Source organism: Dactylosporangium sp. NPDC049525, assembly GCF_040676755.1.
Lineage (GTDB): Bacteria > Actinomycetota > Actinomycetes > Mycobacteriales > Micromonosporaceae > Dactylosporangium.
Genome location: NZ_JBFAPO010000024.1, coordinates 91302 through 113111, shown reverse-complemented (window position 1 = coordinate 113111; position 21810 = coordinate 91302). Strand labels below are relative to the sequence as shown.

Below are 21810 nucleotides of genomic sequence, written 5' to 3'. Positions count from 1 at the left end.
TACCGACGACGTGTTTCAGCGCGGACGCGGTGGGCAGGAGGGGTCACTGCGCTTGGGTCACTGGAACTTCAGGTACGGCAGGCGCTGCTGGGTGAACGCGTCCAGCAGCACGTTCGGGCCGGCCACGACGCTGTCCAGGCGCACCACCGAGCCGATCACCGCGACCCTGATCTCGTCGAACTGCGCGGCGGTGGGCGTCTGGCCGTCGATCGGCGACCGGTAGGACTCGTATGCGGTCTTCTGGCCGGCGGCCGCGCCCTGCGCCGCGTTCGGCGACGGCCACGCCGAGCACACCACCGCGTGGGTCCTGCCGTCGCCGGAGCGCAGCGCGCCGACGGCGATGGTGTCGACGGGCGTGGCGGCGTACTGGGCGACCACGACGCCGCCGAGGCATTCGGCGAGCGAGCGCAGGACCGGGTCCGCGGCGAGCGACGTCGCCTGGTCGGCGGTGGCGAGCAGCGCGGCGTCCTTGGCCATGAGCACGTCGGAGCCGACGGCCCGCACCATGGGGTAAGCGCCGGCGGCCTTCGCGGGCGCCATCAGGCGGTCGCCGTCGACGGTCCAGCCTTTCGCGGTCAGCGCCGCCTGCACCGCGGCCGCGTCCTGGCCGCCGGCGAGCACGGTGACGGCCGGTCCGGTGACGGCCGGACCGGTCCCGGCCGTGACGGCGTACCGGGCCTGAGCCTGGCGGATGCCGGCGCCCTGCGCCTGCGCGAGCACCGCGTCGGTGGCGCCGTAACCGGCGAGCGCCTGCCAGTCCCCGCCGAGGCGGACGAGGGCGGTGCTGTCGGAGAACCGGACGGCCTTGCGGGTGGCGTCGGTGGCGACGATCCGGCCGAGGGCGGTCAGGAACACCTGACCGGCGCCGCCGGCTCCGGGTGTACTGCTGGCGCGTCCCGTCGCGGCGCTCCCGGCGGTACCGGCGCCCTTCGACTTGGACCGCTTCGGCTTGGACGTGCAGGCCGCCACGGAAAACACCAACGCGAAGGCGAGGACCACTCGCAGCGCATGCATGGGCGTGATCATAGAAACCACCGTCAAGCAGCGCATTGACCACGGTGCATGCCAGCGTTACTTTGAGGATTGTTTACAGAAAGGTGGGGGCGGTGCTGCCGAGGCACGAGCTGGACGTGCCGGACCCGGCGCCGCTGCCGTTCGCGATCGGCTCGTTCGACTGGTTCGGGCCGATGGCGCGGGCCGGGTTCCCGCACCGGCACACCTTCCACGAGATCGTCTACGTCACCCGGGGCAGCGGCGCCCACGTCGTGGACCTGGCCGAACACCGGCTACGGCCGCCGCAGCTGTTCGCGGTCGCGCCGGGGCAGGTGCACCACTGGCGGGACGTGCGCGGGCTGGACGGCTGGGTGGTCGTGTTCACCGACGACGCGCTCCTGCAGCACCCCGAGGACCGCCACGCCCTGGCCGCGCTCGCCGCCGGCGCCGGGCTGCGGCCCACACCCCACGACGCCGCCGGCCTCGAGTCGCTGCTCGCCGTCATGGCGCACGAGTACACCGAACGACCGGCCGGCTTCGCCACGGTCCTGGCGGCGCTGCTGCACGTACTGGTCGTCCGGGCGCTGCGCATCGGGCCGCCGCCGCGCACCCTGCGGCCGGCGGGCGTCGCCGAGCGGTTCGGGTGGCTGCTCACGCACGACACCGGCCTCGCGCCGACCGTGCGGGCCTACGCGACCCGGCTCGGCGTGTCCACCAGCCACCTGACCGAGGCGGTCAAGGCGTCCACCGGCGAGCCACCGGGCCGGCTGATCCGCCGCGCCCAGGCCCTCGAGGCGCGGCGGCTGCTGGCCCGCACCGGGCTGAGCGTCGCGCAGGTCGCGCACGCCGTCGGCTTCGCCGACCCCGCGTACTTCTGCCGCTTCTTCCGCCGCGAGGTCGGCGTCACACCGGGCCGCTTCCGCGACCAGTACCAGGACTGAGCACGAGGCCCGCTCGGGCGGGCTGTCCCCCCGCACTGACCTGTGTCAGCCCACCAGGTCCAGAGCGGCGCGGACGACGGCGTCGGTGTCGATGCCGTGGTACCGGTAGACGTCCTCGAGCCCGCCGGCCTGCCCGAACCGGGACACGCCCAGCGACAGGGTCCGCACCCGGTTGACCGTGGCGAGGAACGCCAGGGTGTGCGGGTGCCCGTCGAGCAGGGTCACCATCGGCGCGGCCCGGTCCGCGGGGAACACCTGGTCGAGGATCCACGACGGCCCGTCCCCCAGCCCCCGCCGGGCCTGGACCGCCTCGAACAGGCGCCCGGGACTGGTCACGCAGACCACCTCGGCGTCGACACCGGCCGCGGCCAGCCGGTCGGCGGCGGCGAGGGCCTCGGTGATCATTGCGCCCATCCCGACGAGCGTGACCGCCGGGCTGGTGTTGTTCGCGGCCCGCAGCGTGTACGCCCCCGCCAGCACCTGGCGCCGACGGCGCTCCCGGGCGGCCGGGTCGGTGGGCACGGCGGCGAGGGCCTGGTTGACCGGGCGGGTCGACAGCCGCAGGTACGAGGAGCTGCCGTCGGGCCGCCCGAGCCGGGAGATCGCGTCGAACAGCGTCCACTCGACCTCGATCGCGAACGCCGGCTCGAAGCTGACGCAGCCGGGCTGCTCCAGGCCGATCGACGGGGTCTTGATCGACTGGTGGGCGCCGCCCTCCGCGGCCAGGCTCACCCCGGACGGCGTGCCGACCAGGATCGACTGGCCACCGGCGTAGATGCCATACGACCACGGCTCCAACGCCCGCTCGACGAATGGGTCGTACAACACCCCGATCGGGAACAGCGGCTGCCCCCAGCGGCTCCAGGTCGCGCCGAGCTCGCCGATGAGACCCACGAGGTTGACCTCGGCAATGCCGAGCTCCATGTGCTGGCCGGTGGGGCGCTCGCGCCAGTGCATGGTGGTCTCGGTGTCGTCGGCGAACCAGTCGCGCCGCTCCGTCGGCGACCACACGCCGACCTTGTTGAGCCAGCCGGCGAGGTTGGTGCTGGAGCTGACGTCGGGGCTGACGGTCACGACCCGCGCGGCCGCCTCCGGCGCCTCCCGGGTCAGGTCGAGCAGCGCCCGTCCCAGCGCGGCCTGCGTGGTGGAGGTGCCCGACGGGGTCCGTCCGATGTCGGTCGGGACCGCGGGCGGCGCGACGGCGGCGGCCTGGTCGCGGTGCAGGCGGGCGGCGGCGGTGCGGCACAGGCGCCCGGCGGCGGTGTCCGGGGCGAACGCCGCCCAGGGCTTGTCGACGTCCATGCCGTGCCCGGCGGCGAACTCCGCGAACTGCTCGACGGTCAGCAGCGAGGAGTGGTTCTGCGGGTGGCCCTGGGTCGGCAGGCCGTAGCCCTTGATGGTGTACGCGATGATGACCGTCGGCCGGGTGTCGTCGATCTGCGCGTACGCCTCGCGGAGCGCGTCGAGGTCGTGGCCGCCGAGGTTGCGGATGGCGCTCGTGAGGGTGGCGTCGTCGAGGTCGGCGACGAGCGCGGCCACCTCGGCGGATCCCTCGCCGTCGCCGGGCAGCCGGGTGCGCAGCTCGTCGGGGCGGCAGCGCAGCAGCCGCTGGTATTCGGGGTTGGGCATGGCCAGGATCCGGGCCCGCAGGTGCTCCCCGCCGGGCCGGGCGAACAGCGCCTCCAGGAGCCGGCCGAACTTGACCGTGATGACCTGCCAGCCGGCGGCGGCGAACATCTGCTCGATCCGGCCGGCGGCGATATGCGGCACCACCCGGTCCAGCGACTGCCGGTTGAGGTCGACGATCCAGACGACCTCGCCGAGCTCTGCGACGGACGTGTCGAGCACCGCCTCCCAGACCGCGCCCTCGTCCAGCTCGGCGTCGCCGACAAGCGAATACTGCCGGCCGCTTCCCGCGCCGCCGATCTTCGCCTCGACGAACCGGCGGGCGATCGCGCCCCAGATCGGTGCGGTCGCGCCGATGCCGACCGACCCGGTGGAGTAGTCGACCGGGTCGGGGTCCTTGGACCGGCTCGGATACGACTGCAGCCCGCCGAACTCCCGCAGCCGTGGCAGGTAGGACTCGTCGAGCTCGCCGAGCAGGTAGTTGATCGAGTGCAGGACCGGCGAGGCGTGCGGCTTGACCGAGACCCGGTCGCCGGCCCGCAGCTGCTCGAACCACAACGACGTCATGATCGACACCATCGAGGCGCAGGACGCCTGGTGACCGCCGACCTTGAGCCCGCTCGGGTCGGACCGGACCCGGTTGGCGTGGTGCACCATGGCCGTCGACAGCCACAGCACCCGGTCCTGGACCTGCTGCAAGGGCTCGACGACCTGGGCGGCGCCCGCCGTCGTGGTCGTGGGAACGATCGTGCTGGTCATGTCGGCTCCATGGGGACTGGTGGGTCTCACAGATGAGCGGCGCGATGGGTTGTCGCGGCCGAGCAGTGCCTTGCGTCCATGGTCGCCCGCGCAGCGGCGATCTGCAGGCCTGGTACCTTCCCTGGTCCGTGCAGCCACACTAGGCGAATATATGATAGATGAAAAGCCGTCCTCGCCCGCCCCTTGGTTCGTGCTGAATACCTGGCACGACAGGGCGATGCGAGCCACACCCCGAAAAAGGTGCGCGTGCGCTACCGTATATTCGTGGTGTCTGAGGCGTCGCTCGAGAAGTCAGCAGCCGGCCGAGGCGGACTGCGGTCCGTCGCCGGGCCCAACTCTGCCGTGGACCGGGTGACCGCGGAGATCAGGCGCGGCGTGCTCAACGGCACCCTCAAGGCCGGCTCCAACTTCTCGATCGCCGACCTGAGCACGCAGCTCGGCGTGAGCCACATCCCGGTCCGCGAGGCACTGCGCCGGCTGGAGACCCAGGGCCTCATCACCTTGCGCCCGGGCCGCAGCGCGTTCGTCAACCCCTTGGACCGCGACGAGCTCCGCTCGATCTACCGGCTGCGCAAGCTCATCGAGTGCGACCTCGCCGCACGGGCCTGCATCGACCTGACCCCCGCCGACCTCGACGAGGCCGAGCGACTGCTCAAGGAGTTCACCCAGGCCGACCTCGACGCCGACGAGTCCTGGGAGATCCACAAGCAGTTCCACCTGACCCTGCTGCGCCCCGCGCTGACCGAATGGGACCTGCGGCTGCTCGAGCAGTTGTGGCACGCCTGCGACCGCTACACCCGGGTCGTCTACGAGACCTACCAGATCGACCGGGAGGAGCGGCGCCGCCGCGAGATCGCGCACCGGCTGCTGATCGACGCCGCCCGCACCGGCTCCCCCGCGGACCTGAAGCTCGCGGTCAACGAACACCTCGCCGAGCACGAGCTGGCCTGCCTGGAGTGGATGGCGGCCCTCCCCCCAACCACCTGACAGAGCCGACCTTGGGCGAGTTCCTACCGTCGGCGCCGACTCCGCTGCGCTAAAACCGCAGCTGGGCGACGTTCATGACCATGCTCCCATGGTCACGAACCGGCCGGCAGCGGTGCTGGGCCGGCGGCGAGCCGTGCGTATGCCTGCGCCATCGCGGGCACCATGGCGAGCGCGGCGGCCCGGTCGAGCTTGTCGGTCCGTTGCTGCAGGATGGCGCCGAGCCGGCGTTCCGGCGGCACGTCGTCGCCGCGGGCGGCGATGAGCGTGTGGAAGTGCGGGTTGGCCTCGCCGAAGGTCAGCAGGTAGGTGGCGGGCGCGCCGGTCACCTCGCTGACCGCGTCGACGACGTCGCGGGCGCGCCGGCCGTAGGTCGCCAGTTCCTGCTCGTTCAGGCCGCCGAGGCGTTCGGCGTGGCGGCGGACGCGTAACACGTACCAGCCTGGGACGTCGAAGCCGGGGATCACCTCGCAGGCCCAGAGGTCGTCGCGGAAGACGACCGCCGCGTCCTCGGCGTCCTCCATCCCGCAGGGCACGCAGCCGGCGCTCATGAACCACTCCTGAGGTCGGGGGCGACCCGGGTGACCAGCGAGCCGAGGCCCTCGATCGTGCTGACGAGCTCGTCGCCGGGGCGCAGGTAGACGGCCGGGTCGCGGCCGAAGCCGACGCCGGCAGGCGTTCCTGTGAAGATCAGGTCGCCGGGGCGCAGCGGCAGGTGCTGTGACAGGTGGGCGATCAGCGCCGGTACGGTGAAGATGAGGTGCCTGGTGCGGGAATGCTGCACCTGCGAACCGTTGAGGCTGCAGCCGATCTCCAGGTCGTCGGGGTCGCTGAGCTCGTCGGGGGTCACCAGCCACGGGCCGGTCGGGCCGAAGCCCGGCAGTGACTTGCCCAGGCCGAACTGCGACGAGGCACCACCGGCGAACTGCACCTCGCGGTCGCTGATGTCCTGGCCGATGGTCAGGCCGGCCACGTACGACCATGCGTCGGTGGCGGCCACGTGCCGGGCGGTCCGGCCGATCACGACGACCAGTTCGACCTCCCAGTCGACCGTCTGCGACGGCAGGACGAGAAGCTCGGGGCCGGTGACGCACGACGCGAACTTCGGGAACACCATCGGTCGCGAGGGCAGCGCCATACCGGACTCGCCGGCGTGGTCGGCGTAGTTGAGCCCGATGCCGAACACCTGCACGGGCCGGGGCACCGGCGGGCCGGCGCCGGCCGGGGTGGGCGGCGCAGCGCCGGCCGGTGGGCGCAGCGCGGCCCAGGCGCGGAAGGCGGACCAGTGCTCGAGGACGTCGTGCGGGTCCGGGCCGAAGCGGCCGTCGCTGGCGGTCGCGACGTCGACGAGGTCCGCGCCCTCCTGGCTGACGAGCCGGCCGGCGACGTTGGCGAGGCGCATCAGTCGAACACCATGACGACCGCGCCGGCCGGGATGCCGTCGTTGACGCGGGCGGTGTCGTCCGCGCGGCGCCCGGCGGGGAACGGGCAACTGCTGTGGAAGTGGTGGTCGACGGTCGCCGCGCGCGACGCCGCGCTGGTCTCGACGGACATGGGGCAACTCCATTCGTGCCGACGGAGGAAACCGGCGGGACGCTACGATATATTCTCTCAGAGACTGACACGATCGTGGCGGCCGCACAACCCCTCCGGACCCGGCCGGCGCGCACTCGATCGACGAGTCTTTTCGCACTTGCCAGAGACTTCCGGAAGTCCGACCTAGGCTGGTTGTGCTCGGCCGCAACGTGTGCGAACGTCTGGAGTCAAACGTATATCCTAGCGCCGCCACAGGATGGAGTTGCCCCATGTCTGTTGAGATCGACGCCGGGTCGCGCGAGGCGATCATCGCCAGGAACAACGCGACCGTCGACCAGCACTTCCACAACGAGAACGCCGACGGCATCGACCTCGCGATCGCGGTCTACACCGACGACATCGTGTGGGAGGTGCCCGCGCGTGGCCTGCTGCTGCGGGACAAGGCCGCGGTCAAGGCCGAATACCTGAAGATCTTCGAGGCGATGCACGTACACAAGATCACCAACCTGCACCGGTTCGCCACCGAGGAGTGGGTGTTCGACGACAGCATCTTCGAGATCACGATCCTGACCGACGGGTTCCGCAACTGCCCGTTCCCGCCCGGGACCAGGTGCAGCATGCGGCTCACCCACGCGTTCCAGATGCGCGACGGCAAGATCTGCCGCGAGAACGGCTACGAGATCTGGCGCCGCGCCGACGACACGGACCGCGTCAACGACGACATCCCCGCCGACGCCAAAGTCACGGTGTTCGACTGATGGCCGTCCTGCTCACCGAGCACGACCACGACATGACCGACCTGCAGCTGGGCCGGCCCCAGCGCACCGTGGAGGACTACCTCCACGATCTTGTCGCGACCGTGAAGACATGCGCGAAGCACTGAGGACCAGCGTGGTGGTGGTCGGCGGCGGGCCCGTCGGCCTGGCCACCGCGATGGAGCTGGACCACCACGGTGTCGCGTCGGTGGTGGTCGAGCCGCGCGAACACGTCTCCTACCTGCGTCCCCGCGCGAAGACCACCTCTGCCCGCACGATGGAGCTGTTCCGGCGGTGGGGGCTGGCCGGCATGATCCGGCAGCGCGCCCCACTGCACATCGACTGGTCGAAGGACATCGTGTTCTGCACGACGGTCACCGGCCGCGAGGTGACCCGGCTGACCGGCACGCTCGGGCTCGCCCTCGCCGGCAGCGACGTCACCCCCGAGCCCGGGCAGCAGGTCGCGCAGCCGATCGTCGAGCAGGCGATGCGTGACTGCCTGCACCGCTCCCCCGACGCCACCCTGCTGCTGGGCCGGCGGGCGGTCGCGTTCCAGGAGCTGGCCGACACGGTGATCGTGACGGTGCAGGACGCGACCGGCGCCACGTCGACGATCGAGGCCGACTACGTCGTGGGTGCCGACGGCCCGCGCAGCGCCGTGCGGACCGCGATGGGCGCCACGTACGAGGGCTCGAGCCTGCCCCGGCCGAACATCAGCATCACGTTCGAGTCCGCCGAGCTCGGCGAGCTGATCCCGCACGGCAACGCCGTCCAGTACTGGGTGCTCAACCCCGCCGCACCCGGGATCGTCGGCCGCCTCGACCTCAACGGCACCTGGTGGGCGATCGCCACGTACCGCCCGGATGAGCAGGACGAGGACGGCGCCGAGGTCGACGCGGCCGCGCTCGTGCACAAGCTGCTCGGCCGGGAGGTGCCGATCAAGGTGATCGCCACCGACCCGTGGCGGGCCCGGACGCTGATCGCCGACCGGTTCCGCCAGGGGCGGCTGTTCCTCGCCGGCGACGCGGCGCACATGAACCCGCCGTGGGGCGGTCACGGGTACAACACCGGCGTCGGCGACGCGATCAACCTCGGCTGGAAGCTCGCCGCCGTCATCAACGGCTGGGCGCCACCCGAGCTGCTGGACAGCTACGAGGCCGAACGCCGCCCGATCGCGGCGAAGTTCGTCGCCGCCGCGGCGGAGAACGGCCGGACCGGGCCGGCGATGCTGGCGGTGGCCGGGCTGATGGGCGACGACTTCGAGAACCTCAGGGCCGAGGTCGCCGCGGGCATCCAGGCGTCCAAACGGATCGAGTTCCACAGCGACGGCCTGGTGTTCGGCCTGGGCTACGCCGCGTACGCGGAGGTCCAGACGACCAACGGGTCGGACTACACCCCGGTCGCCGCCGCCGGCAACCGGCTCCCGCACACCTGGCTGCCCACCGGGCAGTCGCTGTTCGACGTGCTCGGGCCCGAGCTCACGATCATCGGCCCGGCCTGGCACGTCGCCGGATTCGTCCGCCACGCAGCTCAGCACGACCTCCCCCTGGCCGTGCTCGACGATCCCACGCTCGGACTCGACGCGTTCTTCAGCGAACGACTCGTGCTGGTGCGCCCCGACCAGCACATCGCATGGATCGGCGGTCCGGTCCCGGACGCCGAGGCCGCCCGGATCCTCGAACACGCCATCCGAGGAGAATGGAGACAGCAGTCATGACACCCACCGCCACGCCCTTCACCCACACCAGCGCCAACGGCCTGACGATCACCGGCCGGCGCAACACCCCGTACACGCCGGCCGCCGCCGCGCAGGTCCCGCTCGTCATCGCGGTGCACGGCGGCACGTACACCTCGGAATACTTCGACATCCCCGGCTATTCGCTGCTGGAACGGGCCGCCTCCCTCGGCGTCCCGGTCATCGCCGTGGACCGCCCCGGCTACCTGGGCAGCACCCACGTCGAGCCCGGCGAGTCGATCATCCTCGCCAACGCCGAGGCCCTCGACCGGGTCATCGGCGAGCTGTGGCAGCAGCACGGCGACGGTCACGCCGGAGTGTTCCTCATCGGCCACTCCATCGGCGGCGCCGTGGTGACCGCCGTCGCCGCCCGGGAGACGGCCTGGCCGCTGCTGGGCATCGCCGTCTCCGGGTGCCTGCTGCAGGTCCCGGACGGGCCGCGGCTGGCGTTCGACGCGCTGCCCGACATCCTGATGATCGACCTGCCGGGCCCGATGAAGGACAGCGTCATGTTCGGCCCCGCCTGGACGCACGACACGGCGATGCCGGAGCTGAGCCACAGCTCGGGCACGTCGGTGCCCCGGGCCGAGCTGATCGACATCAACAACGGCTGGATCGGCCGGGTCCGTTCCGTGAACGCGCAGGTGAAGGTGCCCGTGCACGCCCGGCAGGGCGAGTTCGACGCGCTGTGGATCACCGACGCGGGCCAGGCCGCCGACTACGCCGCGTCGTTCACCGCGGCGCCGGTCGTCGACGGGCGCCTCGTGCGCAACGCCGGGCACTGCGTCGACTTCCACCACGCCGGCGCCGCCCTGCAGCTCAGCCAGCTCGCGTTCGCCTTGGAGTGCAGCGTGGCCAAGCAGGACGCGGCGTGAGCGCAACCGCGCTCACGAACGTGCGGGTGTTCGACGGCGACCGGCTCGGCGAACCGACGACGGTCGTCATCGACGGCGACACGATCTCGGCCGCCGGGTCCGCAGAAGACCCGGTCGACGGAGAAGGCGCGGCGCTGCTGCCCGGCCTCATCGACACGCACGTGCACGTCACCGAGGTCGCCCACCTGGAGGCGGCCGCCACCTGGGGCGTCACCACGATGCTCGACATGGGCTGCTGGGATGCCGGCATCCCCGGCAAGCTCAAGGGCCTGCCGGGGCTGCCGACGGTCCGCATCGCCGGCAACCTCGCCAACGCGCCCGGCTCGCACTTCGTCAAGCACATGGGCTTCGGGCCGTCCAGCACCGTGTCCGGGCCGCAGGACGCGACCCGGTTCGTGGCCGACCGGGTCGCACAGGGCTCCGACTACATCAAGATCGCGGTCGAGGATCCGAAGATTCCGGGTACCAAGGCGCTGAGCCCGGAAACCGTCGCCGCCGTGGTCGAGGCGGCCCGGGCCGCCGGCCTGCTGAGCATCGCGCACGTGGTCAGCGCCGACACGCTCACCACCGCGGTCCGGGCCGGCGTCGACGTCGTCACCCACGCGGCGCTGACCAGCGAGCTGGACGCCGCGTTCGAGGCGCTCCTGGCGCAGCATCCCACCGTCATCGTGCCGACGTTGACCATGATGGACGGTGTCGTGCACACCATCGGCGGCAAGCTGATCATGCGGGTGCTGGGCACCGTGATCCCCGGGATGCGGATGCGGTACGACCATGCCACCGCGACCGTGGCGACCTTCCGGAAGGCGGGCATGGTCGTGCTCGCCGGCACCGACTGCAACGACAACCCCAAGGCACCGTTCCAGGTCCCGCACGGCGAGTCGATCCACGAGGAGCTGCGGCGCCTGGTGGATGCCGGCCTCACCCCGGCCGAGGCGCTGCGCGGCGCCACCTCCGCCGCCGCCGACACGTTCCGCCTGCCCGACCGCGGCGTCATCGCCCCCGGCCGCCGGGCCGACCTGCTCCTGGTCGGTGGCGACCCGACCCGCGACATCGCCGCGACCCGCGACATCCGCGGCGTGTGGATCGGTGGCACCCGCACCCGCTAGACGCACCCCGAAGGGAACCACATGATCGTGGTCACCGCCGCCAACGGCAACCAGGGGCGGCTGCTGATCCCCAAGCTGATCGCGGCGAAACTGCCGGTCCGTGCGTGCGTGCGATCGGCGGCCTCGGCCGAGCGGCTGCGCGCCCTCGGCGTGCCGGACGTGCTCGTGGGCGACGTCAGCGACCCCGCGGTCGCGGCCAGGGCCATGCGCGGCGCGCAGCAGGTCTACCACATCGGGCCGACCCTGCACCCGCGGGAACGGGAGATGGGCCTCGCGGTCATCGACGCGGCCCGCGCCGAGGGCGTCCAGCACTTCGTGTTCAGCTCGGTGCTGCACGCCATCACCACCGACCTCGTCCAGCACGAGATCAAACGCGACGTCGAGGAGCACCTGCTGTCCTCCGGCCTGGAGTTCACCATCCTGCAGCCGGCCAACTACATGCTGCCGCTGAAGCTCCGGCCGGTCTTCGCGCGGGGGGTGTTCGAGCTGTCCTGGTCGCTGGAGCGGCGGCAGTCCATGGTGGATCTCGACGACGTCACCGACGTGGCCCACACCGTCCTCGCCGAGGGTGCGCGGCACCACGGCGCCACGTATGAGCTCGTCGGGCCCGGCCGGTACACCGCGCACGAGCTCGGCGCGATCCTCTCGCGGGTCCTCGACAAGCCCGTCGAGGTCCGGCAGATCGACGCCGACACCTACCTCAAGGCGTGGGTCGGCGACGGCGACCCGCGCCGGTTCACCCATCAGCTGCGCGTGCTGCGCTCCATCACCGCCCGGTACAGCAGCCACGACTTCGTGGGCAACTCGAACGTCCTGACCTGGCTGCTGCGCCGCCCGCCCACCACCTTCGAGGCCTACGTGCGCCGCCAGTACGCGACGGCCCGAGCGAACGGAGACGCATCAAGCTCACCGGCAACACCGTCCTGATCACCGGCGGTGGCAGCGGCATCGGTCGCGGCCTGGCCGAGGAGCTGCACCGCCGTGGCAACACGGTGATCATCGCCGGGCGCCGCCTCGAGGCCCTGGAGGAGGTCGTCGCGGCCAACCCGGGCCTGCGGTGCGTGCGGCTCGACGTGTCCGACCCGGCCGAGATCGCGACCGTCGTCCCCCGGCTGATCGCCGAGCACCCGGATCTCAACGTCGTGGTCAACAACGCCGGCATCATGTTCGACGACGACCCGGGCGAGCCGATCGACGACGAGCAGCTGACCGCGATCGTCGCCACCAACCTGCTCGGCCCGATCCGGCTGAACTCGGCGTTCATCACCCACCTGCGGGCGCTGCCGGCGGCGACGATCATCAACGTCAGCTCGATGCTCGGCTACGCGCCGCTGGCCTCCTCGACGTTGTACTCCGCGACGAAGGCCGCCCTGCACTCCTACACCCTGGCGCTGCGGTACCGGCTGCAGGACACCTCGGTGGCGGTGCTGGAGGTCGCGCCGCCCTACACGCAGACGCACCTCATGGCGGTGAACCTGACCGACCCCAGGGCGATGCCGCTGCAGGAGTACCTGGAGGAGACCATGGCGGTGCTGGCCACCGACGAGGTCGAGGTCCTGGTGCAGCGGGCGGTCGCGCGCCGTGACACGCAACGTCCGGACGAGATCGGCGTGACCAGGCGGTTCAACGACCTGATGCGCGGGATCCCGGCGCCCGCGGTCTGACCGGAAACGGTCATGCAGGTCCGTTGCGGACAGCGCCCTGGCGAACCGACCTGTCGGAAAATGATCGGCGACCGTGGAGCCCGCCCGGCGTCGCCGCCGGGCTCCACGCCGCCTGGGTCGGTCAGAAGGGCGCTGGGCCGCTGCCGGCCAGGGACATCAGCACCTGGGTCGCGAGCAGGCGCCGCACGTTGGTGACGGCAACCGTGCCGATCTGCTCATACGGCAGTTCCAGCTGCAGCCCGTCGGTCGCGTTGCGGACCTCCGCGTTGACCTCGTTGGGGCGAAACGTGCCGCTCCAGCCGTTGAGGTTGCCGCGGTTGTTGGTGCCGAGCGAAGCCATGCCGGTGACCCGTGCCCCGTTGGCGAGGATCAGCGTTGCAGGTCCCGAGTAGGTGGTCATATGTGTGACCGTATCGGCTGGCGCCCACCTGGGTCCACGTAAGCCCCACGCACGGTGTGGCGAGTGCCGCCTGAGGCGCGCCTGAAGTGTGCCTTAAATGTTTCTCGCGGGCGTCCCCCGCGTTGACGCTCGCCTATCTTTCCTCTTCGATCGGACTTGTCGCACTTTGCGCGCAAAGCAATGGTCCTGGAGGCAACGATGCGAGTGTCGAGACTGCCCAGATGGCCCCGCCTGCTGGTCGGCGGCGTCGCCGCGGCGGGCATGGTCGCCGCCGTCACGGTGGCGGTGCTCGCCCCGGCGGGCGCCGCGACCGGCTCACCGATCAAAAGCGTGGCGTCGGGCCGCTGCCTGGATGTGATCGGCCAGTCACAGACAGACAAGACCGGGGTGAACATCTACGACTGCAACGGTCAGGCGAATCAGGCGTGGACGTTCACGGCCGCGGGTGAGCTGCGGGTGTACGACTCCCCGAAGTGCCTGGACGTCGCGGGCAACGACACGACCGCCCCGGCGGTGGTGCAGATCTACACGTGCCACGGCGGTCAGAACCAGAAGTGGCGGATCAACGCCGACGGCACGATCACCGGTGTCCAGTCCGGGTTGTGCCTGGACGTGACCGGCGCGGGCACCGCGAACAGCACCCTGGTCGGGTTGTGGACGTGCAACGGGCAGAGCAACCAGCGGTGGACCACCACCGCCGGTGACACCCAGCCGCCGACGGTCCCCGGCAACCCGCGCGTCAGCAACCTCACCTGTGACGCGGTGACGTTCTCGTGGAACGCGTCCACCGACAACGTGGGGGTGGCGTTCTACGACGTGTTCCACGACGGGCAGCTGATGAAGTCCGTCACCGGCCTGTCCACCGACCTGACCGTGGTCGCCGGCGTCACCTGGGGCCTGTACGTCAACGCCCGCGACGCCGCCGGCAACGTGTCCCAGGCCAGCACGACGGTGCCGATCACCCCACCGCAGTGCCAGGCCGACACCACACCCCCGACCACCCCCACGGGGCTGACCGGGTCGGCGTCGGGCACGACGGTCACGCTGCGGTGGACCGCGGCGACGGACAACATTCAGGTCCGGGCGTATGACATCTACCGCGACAACGTGAAGGTCGGCACGATCACCGGGACCGCGACCACCACCCCCGCCACGACGTTCATCGACAGTGCGCTGGCTGCGAACCGGGCCTACGCCTACCAGGTCGTCGCCCGCGACGCCCAAGGCAACGTCTCCGCACGCAGCAACACGGCCACCGTCACCACCGGCGCCGCCTGCGGCAGCTCCGTGTGCACCGTGACGCAGATCGGCACCGACACCGACATCCCGTGGGGCCTGGCCACGCTGCCGGACGGGAACATCCTGTACACCCGCCGCGACGCCCACGACATCGTGCTGCTCAACCCCACCAGCGGCGCGAAGACCACGATCGGCACGGTCCCGAACGTGCAGAACACCGACGGTGAGGGCGGCCTGCTCGGCCTGGCCATCTCCGCGAACTACGCCAGCGACCACTGGCTGTACATCATGCACACGTCACCGTCGGACAACCGGATCGTGCGGATCAAGTACGAGAACGGCGTGCTGAACACCGGCAGCGAACAGATCCTGCTCAGCGGGATCCTGCGGAACAAGTTCCACGACGGTGGACGGCTGCGGTTCGGCCCCGACGGAAAGCTCTACGCGAGCACCGGCGACGCGCAGAACGGTGACAACGCCCAGAACCTCAACAGCCTCAACGGCAAGATCCTGCGCCTCAACACCGACGGCACCGTCCCCTCCGACAACCCGTACGGCAACTATGTGTGGAGCTACGGGCACCGCAATCCGCAAGGCCTCGCCTTCGACTCCCAGGGCCGGCTCTGGGAACAGGAGTTCGGCAACTCCGTCATGGACGAGACGAACCTCATCACCAAGGGCGGCAACTACGGCTGGCCCGCCTGCGAAGGCACCAGCGGCACCTGCGGCACCGCCGGCTACATCGCCCCCAAACACACCTATCCCACCGCCGACGGCTCCTGCTCCGGCATCGCCATCGTCCGCGACGTGCTCTACATCGCCTGCGAACGCGGCACCCGCCTCTACCGCGCCGTCATCACCGGCACGTCGCTGACGAACGTGCAGGCGTACTTCAACGGCACCTACGGCCGGCTCCGCACCGTCGAACCGGCGCCGGACGGCGGGCTGTGGCTCACCACCAGCACCACCGGCGACAAGGACAGCATCCCCAACAACAGCAACGAAAAGCTCTTCCACGTCACCCTCGGCAACTGACACCACGATGGCCCGCCCCCGCACTCGGGGCGGGCCATCGTTCTCAGTTCAGGGAACGGACGAAGCTAGCTGCGGGTGAACTTCTGGTTGGCGGCGCCGTTGCAGGGCCAGATGACGAACTGGGTGTTGTTCGCGGTGCCGTGCCCGATGACGTCGAGGCACTTGCCGGAGCCGACGTTGATGACGGCGCCGTCGCCGCGGACCTGCCACTGCTGCGCGGCGGAGCCGTTGCAGTCGTAGATCTGGATCGGGGTGTTGTCGGCGGTGGCCCCGCCGGCGGCCTCGAGGCACTTCGAGTCGAAGACCTTCAAGGCGTTGTTGTCGGTGGACGTCCATGCCTGGTTGTTGCCGTTGTTGCAGTCCCACAGGGCGGGCCGGCTGCCGTTGCCGGTGTTGTTGCCCGGCACGTCCACGCACTTGCCGGACTCGGTGCCCTTGAGGATGCCGTCGATGCCGGCGCGGGCCCACTTCTGGTTCGAGCCGCCGTTGCAGCCCCAGATGACGACGCCGGTGCCGTTGACGGTGCCGTGGCCGGTCGCGTCGAGGCACTTGCCGGAGCCCACGTTGACGACCGCGCCGTCCGCGCTGACGTTCCACTGCTGCGCGGCGGAGCCGTTGCAGTCGTAGATCTGCACGACCGTCCCGTCGGCGGTGCCGCCCGCGTTCACGTCGAGGCACTTGCCGCCGTACTTCAGCTGCTTCGCCGGGGTCAGCGTCCAGCTCTGGTTGCTGCCGCCGTTGCAGTTCCACAGGGTGACGGCGGTGCCGTTGGTGGTGCTGTAGCCGGGGACGTCGACGCAGAGGCCTGACTCAGCGCCCTTGAGGATGCCGCCGAGGTCACCGGCCGGGTTCGCGGTGACGCTCAGGTTGTCGAACTGGTTGGTCTGGTACCCCACCACGCCGACCCCGACCTGGCCGGTGACGAACGAACGGTCGTTGGCGGTGCCGAGGGTGACCCCGTCGGCGGTGGCGGTGATCTGGTTGCCGGAGAAGCCGAGCTTGATGTTGTGCCAGGTGTTGAGACCCAGCGACGAGCGGGTGCCGGACGCGAGCGTCGACAGGATGCCGCCGCTGGTGTTCTTCGAGATCGACCACGCGCCGGTGTTGCTGATCCGTAGCTGGTAGGCGGCCTGGTTGCGCTGCGGCCGCTTCTGGATGTTGGCCCGGCCGAGCAGCGTGACCGTGCCGGCCTGCTGCAGGTTGACGTCCAGGCTGACGGTGTAGTTGCTCCAGTTCGGGTCGCCGACGAGGGTGAACGCGTCGCTGTCGTCCTGCCAGTTGATCGGCCGGACCGGTGCGACCTGTTGCAGGCAGATGCCGGTGCGGCCGGCGGCGCAGGCGCGGGTCTCGTAGGAGCCCTGCATGTCCTGGAAGTACTTCGGCGACTTGCGGGTCGCGTAGGACTCGAAGTTGTCGGTGTACGGCAGGTTCAGCCCATTGCTCGCGGGGCTGGCGGCGGTGCCCTTGGCCTGGCCGTTCGTGGTGGTCAGGGTGTAGATCCGGTTCGGCTGCATGGTGAGGCTGTAGGAGCCGTTGACCGGGTTGATGTCGGCCTGCCGGACGAAGTAGTCGGCCGGGTTCGACGAGCCCATGTCCGTCGACCACACGCGGACCGTGCCGGTGCTCAGCCCGCCGGACACCGTGACGTTGACCGTCTGCGTCGACGTGGTGCCGCTGGTCTCGTAGATGGTGGAGTAGTCGCTGTTGTTCGTCGACTTCAGCGACACGTAGCTGCCGTTCGCGCGGTTCCCGCCCAGGTAGCCGCTCGCGGAGCTGTTCAGGTACTTCCAGCCGGGTGCGGTGAACTGGCCGTAGTGCGCGTTCGCCCACAGGTTCCTGCCCACCCGGTAGGACCCCGACCACGGCGAGCCCGCATCCATGAGACCGACCGTCGAGTAGGGCAGGTTCGGGGTGATCGCGGCGATCAACGGCCAGTTCATGAAGCCGCTGAGCTCCGCGTCGAGGTAGCCGCGGTTGACGGTGCGGATGTAGGGCACCACACCGGCGTTGTCGTCCTGCGACCCAAACTCACTGGCCCACAACGGCTTACCGCTGTTACGGGCGTTGGTCGTGGTACTGCACGAGTCGGCCTGGGACAGGTAGCCGCACACGTAGTGGTTGCCCAGCACCCCGACGGCGTTCTTCAACGTGGTGTCGCCGAACTCGTCGGCCATGCCCCAGCCGCTGTCGTCACCGACGATCTGCACGCCTTGATACCCGGCGTTGTTGAGCGCGGTGCGCAGGTTCTTGTACCAGCCGCTGTCATGGCCGCGCTCGTTCCAGCCACCGAGGTAGTTGATGGTCAGGCCGTGGCCCTTGGCACAGTTCAACCACGAGATGTCGTAGTCGATCATGTCCTGGGACCAGAAGTTGCCGCCACCGATCCAACCCGGCGCCGCCCACGGCAACGCCACCAGCTTGATGTTGGGGTTGCGGGCGACGGCCTGCTCACCGAGCCAGAACTCGTAGCCGACGTTGCAGTTCACGTCGCCGCGCACGTGCTGGTGCGACGGCTCGGAACCATCGGTGGAGTTCGCGTCGCCGCCGATCTCCAGCTTCAACAGCTGCACCGCGGCGCCGTAGTTCGGCTTGAACAGGTAGTCCAGGATCTGCGAGCGCTGCGGCTCCGGATAGTCGATCAGCAGCCGCGAGTTGCCGCCGCCGCCACTGATCGCGCCGACACCGTCGAACGTGCGCCCGACGATCCCGCCGTTGATGTTGACAGTCGTGGTCGCGGCGCTGGCGGGCACTGCCACCGCGATGTAGGTCAAGGTCGCGGCGAGCGAGGCCGCGGCCAGGACGGCGATGCTGCGGAGTCTTCGTCCGCGCGGGGCATGGTGCATGAGAGCGTTCTCCCTCGATGTCTGGCGGAACGATCGCGAGAAGGCCAGATCGAACAATTTTCGACAACAACCATAGAAGTCCAACAATCGAGGGATGTCAACGTTGTCAGAGCGGCCAATCCTCACCGACCGCCGTCGGCGAATGCACCACGACTCCGGCGTTGCGTCCATCGACCGCTGCCGATCGGATTGCCTACTGTCGGTCGGGCCCGGCACGACCGGGCCGACCAGCGACCGAGGAGCCGGCAATGACAGGCCAGCGCAACGATCCGCACGACACCACGGACGAGACCCGCACCGGTGGACCCGCCCTGACCCGCAAGCAGCTGCTACGCGCCGCGCTCGTCGCGGCGCCGCTGCCGATCCTGCTCGCGGGGGTCCCGGCGCTCGCCCGGGACACCGCCAGCACCGACCTCGAGCCGACGCCGATGTGCGACGACGGCGACGACGAGACCCCGCCACAGATCGAAGGCCCCTACTTCAAGCCGAACTCGCCGCAGCGGACCGCGATCGCGACCGGCCTGCCCGGCACCAGGCTCACCGTTTCCGGCTATGTCTTCGGTACGTCGTGCCAGCCGATCGCCGGTGCCCTGCTCGACTTCTGGCAGGCGGACAACGCCGGCGCGTATGACAATGCGGGGTTCCGGCTGCGCGGGCACCAGTACACCACCAGCCAGGGGGCGTACACCCTCACCACGATCGTGCCGGGCCTCTACCCGGGGCGGACCCGGCACCTGCACGTGAAGGTCCAGGCACCCGGCCGGCCGATCCTCACCACGCAGCTGTACTTCCCGGGCGAGCCGCGCAACGCCACCGACAGCCTCTACGACCCACGCCTGCTGATGACGGTCCGCTCCGCCGGCGGAGGGCGGGAGGCAACGTTCGACGTCGTGCTCGACGTGCCGGGGGTACCGCCGACGACGCCGCCGACCACACCGCCGACGACGCCACCGAGCACGCCGGGTGGGACCTGGGCCGCGGGGCAGACCTACGCCGCGGGTGCGCAGGTCACCTACGGGGGTGTGGCATACCGCTGCCTGCAGGGCCACACCGCGCAGCCCGGCTGGGAGCCGCCGAACGTGCCCGCCCTCTGGCAGCGGCTGTAGCTACCCGGTCGACAGGTGCGGCCAGACGTCGTCCCAGCTGACCAGGAAGTCCTGCCCGGCGAGCCGCACCAGGAACAGGTCCACGTCGCCGGGGCGCCCCGGCACCACCGCGACGACCCGCCGCCGGTCACCTGGCAGGCCGGGCAGGTGCACCTCAGCACCGACCGAAGGCACCGGCGGCGGCTCGTAGCACAGCAGCCGCCGCCGGAACGCCTCCGGCCGCCACCCCGGATCCGAGCGGCACACGGTCGGCACGTCCGGGACCGCCGCGGGCGCCGGGTATTCGCCGAGCGCGGCGAGCAGCTGCGTCCCGTGACACCGCCAGGGCCGCCGGCCGGGCAGGGTCAGGTCACCGTCGAGGTGCCGGACGACCCGGTCGGCGACCGCGTCCGGCGCGGGCAGCAGCCCGTCGAACCAGTGCCAGCTCCGCTGGCCGCCCGGCGGGAGCGCGTTGCCGGCCGGCTCGATCACCGTCGACCAGCCGCGGTCGCTGCCCCACTCGATGGCGAAGCACCACGTCGCCGGATGCGCGCCGACCGCGCGGGGCAGGTCGAGCACGAGCCGGCCGCGCAGGTCGAGCTCCGGCCGGTCCAGCTCCCGGCACAGGACGGCGACGCCGTGGCCGGCCAGCGCGCGCTCGACGGCCAGCAGGTAGCCCAGCTGCGGGTAGCGGCCGGCGAGCAGTGCCGGGTCGGTCCCGTCCGCGGCGGCGCGCAGCGCCATGATGCCGGCGGTCGCCTCGAGCAGCTGCGGGACGTCGCCGCCCCAGCCGGCCGCCAGGGTGCGCGCGGCCAGGTCGAGCTCGAACCCTTCGACGTCGCGGACGGCGGCCAGCACGATGAACGCCTCAGCCCGCCGCACCGTCGACACGCCCGCAGATCCTACCGTCGGGCTTCCCTGCCGGTGCTTGCTATTCCCTGGTAAATCGATAGACTTTATAGGCATGTCGACCGACCAGACAGAGCACGAATACGACGCGCTGCGGACGCGGCAGTGGCTGGCGGGCGAGGCCGACGCGCGCGGCCTGTCCCGACGGCACCTGCTGCGCCTCGGTGCCGCCGCCGGTGTGGCCGCGGCCGCGCCGTTCGTCGGCTCGGCGCCGGCGCACGCCGAGCCGGCCGAGCCTGCCGGGCCGATCCGCAAGCCGCTGCCGCCGGAGCTGTTCTACACGTTCGGCACCAACGCCGAGACGCGGTGGGAGGCGATGGCGGGGCAGGGGTACTACACGCCCGCCGACCGGTTCTTCGTGCGCAACCACACCAGCACCCCCACCATCGACGCGCAGGCGTGGCGCCTGCAGCTGTTCGGCAGCGGGCTGCGGCACGGGCCGGTCGAGCTGTCGCTGCGGGACCTGCGCCGGCTGCCGAGCGTCAGCTACGACGCCGCGATCGAGTGCACCGGCAACGGCCGCAGCTTCTTCACCACCCAGCAGGGCCAGACCGTCAGCGGCACCGCGTGGAAGCTCGGCGCGGTCGGCGTCGCCCGCTGGCGCGGGGTACGGCTGTCCACGGTGTTGCACCGCGCCGGGATCCGCCCCGACGCCGTCGACGTGCTCCCCGAGGGCCTCGACGACGAGTGGGTCACCGGCGGCGTCAACCTCGGCCGGGTGCGCCGCCCGCTGCCGGTCGCCAAGGCGATGCGCGACGTGCTCCTGGCGTACGAGATGAACGGCGAGCCGCTCCCGCCCGACCACGGCTACCCGGTGCGGGTCGTGGTCCCCGGCTGGATCGGCATCTCGGCCATCAAGTGGCTGGGCCGCATCGAGGTGTCCACCGGTCCGCTGTTCTCGCCGTGGAACACCCAGTTCTACCGGTACTTCGGCCCCGGCTACCCGGCCGACGGGGAGCTGCTCAGCCGGCAGGTGGTGAAGAGCGCGTTCGAGCTGCCGTGGCAGGCGACCGTCACCGGCGGCCGGACCCACGTGCTGCACGGCCGGTCGTGGTCCGGCAACGGCCCGATCCGGCGGGTCGAGGTCAGCACCGACGGCGGCACGTCCTGGCACCCGGCGACGGCGACCGGCCGGCGCGGCGGCGCATGGCAGCAGTGGAGCTACCGGTGGCGGCCGGCCGGCCCCGGTGCCTACACGCTGCGGGCCCGGGCGGTCGACGTGACGGGCGCGAGCCAGCCGGACATGACCCCGTTCAACACCCTCGGCTACCTCTTCGACGCGGTCGTCGCGCATCCGGTGACGGTCGCCTGATCCCTCGTCT

The 21810-nt window shown here is 71.0% G+C and carries 20 protein-coding genes; 12 read left to right on the top strand and 8 right to left on the bottom strand.

From position 1 onward, the window contains the following. Positions 1-57 precede the first annotated feature (57 nt). Entirely contained in the window at positions 58-1014 is a 957-nt protein-coding gene (locus AB0K00_RS30410; RefSeq protein WP_363527005.1) for a hypothetical protein, read from the bottom strand. 92 nt (positions 1015-1106) lie between these two features. Here AB0K00_RS30410 and AB0K00_RS30405 point away from each other — a divergent pair, with 92 nt between their 5' ends. Continuing rightward, a complete protein-coding gene (locus AB0K00_RS30405) occupies positions 1107-1934 on the top strand; it encodes a helix-turn-helix domain-containing protein (protein WP_363527002.1) in 828 nt (275 codons plus the stop codon). 45 nt (positions 1935-1979) lie between these two features. On the opposite strand, the gene AB0K00_RS30400 is transcribed toward AB0K00_RS30405, so the two are convergent. Further along, positions 1980-4319 (bottom strand): pyruvate dehydrogenase, encoded by a 2340-nt coding sequence (locus AB0K00_RS30400; protein WP_363526999.1) that lies wholly within the window; start codon positions 4317-4319, stop codon positions 1980-1982. Positions 4320-4583: 264 nt separating this feature from the next. On the opposite strand from AB0K00_RS30400, the gene AB0K00_RS30395 reads away from it, so the two are divergent. Then, on the top strand, positions 4584-5306 hold the full coding sequence (locus AB0K00_RS30395; protein WP_363526996.1) for a GntR family transcriptional regulator: 723 nt from the start codon (positions 4584-4586) through the stop codon (positions 5304-5306). Positions 5307-5398: 92 nt separating this feature from the next. Here AB0K00_RS30395 and AB0K00_RS30390 read toward each other — a convergent pair whose 3' ends face one another. Genes AB0K00_RS30390 through AB0K00_RS30380 form a run of 3 tightly spaced genes read right to left on the bottom strand, consistent with a single transcriptional unit; the run spans position 5399 to position 6857 of the window. Then, the gene (locus AB0K00_RS30390; RefSeq protein WP_363526994.1) at positions 5399-5854 is read right to left on the bottom strand and encodes a hypothetical protein; all 456 of its coding nucleotides are present in this window, start codon (positions 5852-5854) and stop codon (positions 5399-5401) included. Next, positions 5851-6705, bottom strand: a complete 855-nt coding sequence (locus AB0K00_RS30385; protein WP_363526991.1) for a fumarylacetoacetate hydrolase family protein — start codon at positions 6703-6705, stop codon at positions 5851-5853. Before AB0K00_RS30385 ends, AB0K00_RS30390 begins: the two co-directional genes overlap by 4 nt. Then, positions 6705-6857, bottom strand: coding sequence for a hypothetical protein (locus AB0K00_RS30380; protein WP_363526988.1), 153 nt, complete (start codon positions 6855-6857; stop codon positions 6705-6707). The genes AB0K00_RS30385 and AB0K00_RS30380 overlap by 1 nt, the downstream gene beginning before the upstream one ends. A 251-nt stretch (positions 6858-7108) precedes the next feature. Between AB0K00_RS30380 and AB0K00_RS30375 the strand changes: the two genes are divergently transcribed. Genes AB0K00_RS30375 through AB0K00_RS30345 form a run of 7 tightly spaced genes read left to right on the top strand, consistent with a single transcriptional unit; the run spans position 7109 to position 12977 of the window. Continuing rightward, positions 7109-7597, top strand: a complete 489-nt coding sequence (locus AB0K00_RS30375; protein WP_363526985.1) for a nuclear transport factor 2 family protein — start codon at positions 7109-7111, stop codon at positions 7595-7597. Further along, positions 7597-7722: a hypothetical protein gene (locus AB0K00_RS30370; protein ID WP_363526983.1), complete on the top strand. Its 126-nt coding sequence runs from the start codon at positions 7597-7599 to the stop codon at positions 7720-7722. Before AB0K00_RS30375 ends, AB0K00_RS30370 begins: the two co-directional genes overlap by 1 nt. Beyond that, entirely contained in the window at positions 7707-9311 is a 1605-nt protein-coding gene (locus tag AB0K00_RS30365; protein ID WP_363526980.1) for an FAD-dependent monooxygenase, read from the top strand. The genes AB0K00_RS30370 and AB0K00_RS30365 overlap by 16 nt, the downstream gene beginning before the upstream one ends. Continuing rightward, entirely contained in the window at positions 9308-10204 is an 897-nt protein-coding gene (locus tag AB0K00_RS30360; protein WP_363526977.1) for an alpha/beta hydrolase, read from the top strand. Before AB0K00_RS30365 ends, AB0K00_RS30360 begins: the two co-directional genes overlap by 4 nt. After that, entirely contained in the window at positions 10201-11313 is a 1113-nt protein-coding gene (locus AB0K00_RS30355; RefSeq protein ID WP_363526974.1) for an amidohydrolase family protein, read from the top strand. Before AB0K00_RS30360 ends, AB0K00_RS30355 begins: the two co-directional genes overlap by 4 nt. 21 nt (positions 11314-11334) lie before the next feature. After that, positions 11335-12240 carry an NmrA family NAD(P)-binding protein gene (locus AB0K00_RS30350; protein ID WP_363526971.1) on the top strand — a complete coding sequence of 302 codons (906 nt, stop codon included), beginning with the start codon at positions 11335-11337 and terminating at the stop codon, positions 12238-12240. Then, complete coding sequence (locus tag AB0K00_RS30345; RefSeq protein ID WP_363527109.1) at positions 12132-12977, top strand: SDR family NAD(P)-dependent oxidoreductase; 846 nt, start codon at positions 12132-12134, stop codon at positions 12975-12977. The genes AB0K00_RS30350 and AB0K00_RS30345 overlap by 109 nt, the downstream gene beginning before the upstream one ends. A gap of 121 nt (positions 12978-13098) precedes the next feature. Here AB0K00_RS30345 and AB0K00_RS30340 read toward each other — a convergent pair whose 3' ends face one another. Continuing rightward, a complete protein-coding gene (locus tag AB0K00_RS30340) occupies positions 13099-13377 on the bottom strand; it encodes a hypothetical protein (RefSeq protein ID WP_203850947.1) in 279 nt (92 codons plus the stop codon). 198 nt (positions 13378-13575) lie between these two features. On the opposite strand from AB0K00_RS30340, the gene AB0K00_RS30335 reads away from it, so the two are divergent. Further along, positions 13576-15651, top strand: coding sequence for a PQQ-dependent sugar dehydrogenase (locus AB0K00_RS30335; protein WP_363526968.1), 2076 nt, complete (start codon positions 13576-13578; stop codon positions 15649-15651). Positions 15652-15716: 65 nt separating this feature from the next. Here AB0K00_RS30335 and AB0K00_RS30330 read toward each other — a convergent pair whose 3' ends face one another. Continuing rightward, complete coding sequence (locus tag AB0K00_RS30330) at positions 15717-18494, bottom strand: ricin-type beta-trefoil lectin domain protein (protein WP_363526966.1); 2778 nt, start codon at positions 18492-18494, stop codon at positions 15717-15719. A 248-nt stretch (positions 18495-18742) separates the two neighbouring features. Between AB0K00_RS30330 and AB0K00_RS30325 the strand changes: the two genes are divergently transcribed. Continuing rightward, positions 18743-19600: a carbohydrate-binding protein gene (locus AB0K00_RS30325; protein WP_363526963.1), complete on the top strand. Its 858-nt coding sequence runs from the start codon at positions 18743-18745 to the stop codon at positions 19598-19600. On the opposite strand, the gene AB0K00_RS30320 is transcribed toward AB0K00_RS30325, so the two are convergent. Next, entirely contained in the window at positions 19601-20470 is an 870-nt protein-coding gene (locus tag AB0K00_RS30320) for a hypothetical protein (protein ID WP_363526960.1), read from the bottom strand. Between the two features lie 73 nt (positions 20471-20543). Here AB0K00_RS30320 and AB0K00_RS30315 point away from each other — a divergent pair, with 73 nt between their 5' ends. Then, on the top strand, positions 20544-21800 hold the full coding sequence (locus AB0K00_RS30315) for a sulfite oxidase (protein WP_363526957.1): 1257 nt from the start codon (positions 20544-20546) through the stop codon (positions 21798-21800). The last annotated feature ends 10 nt before the right edge of the window (positions 21801-21810 follow it).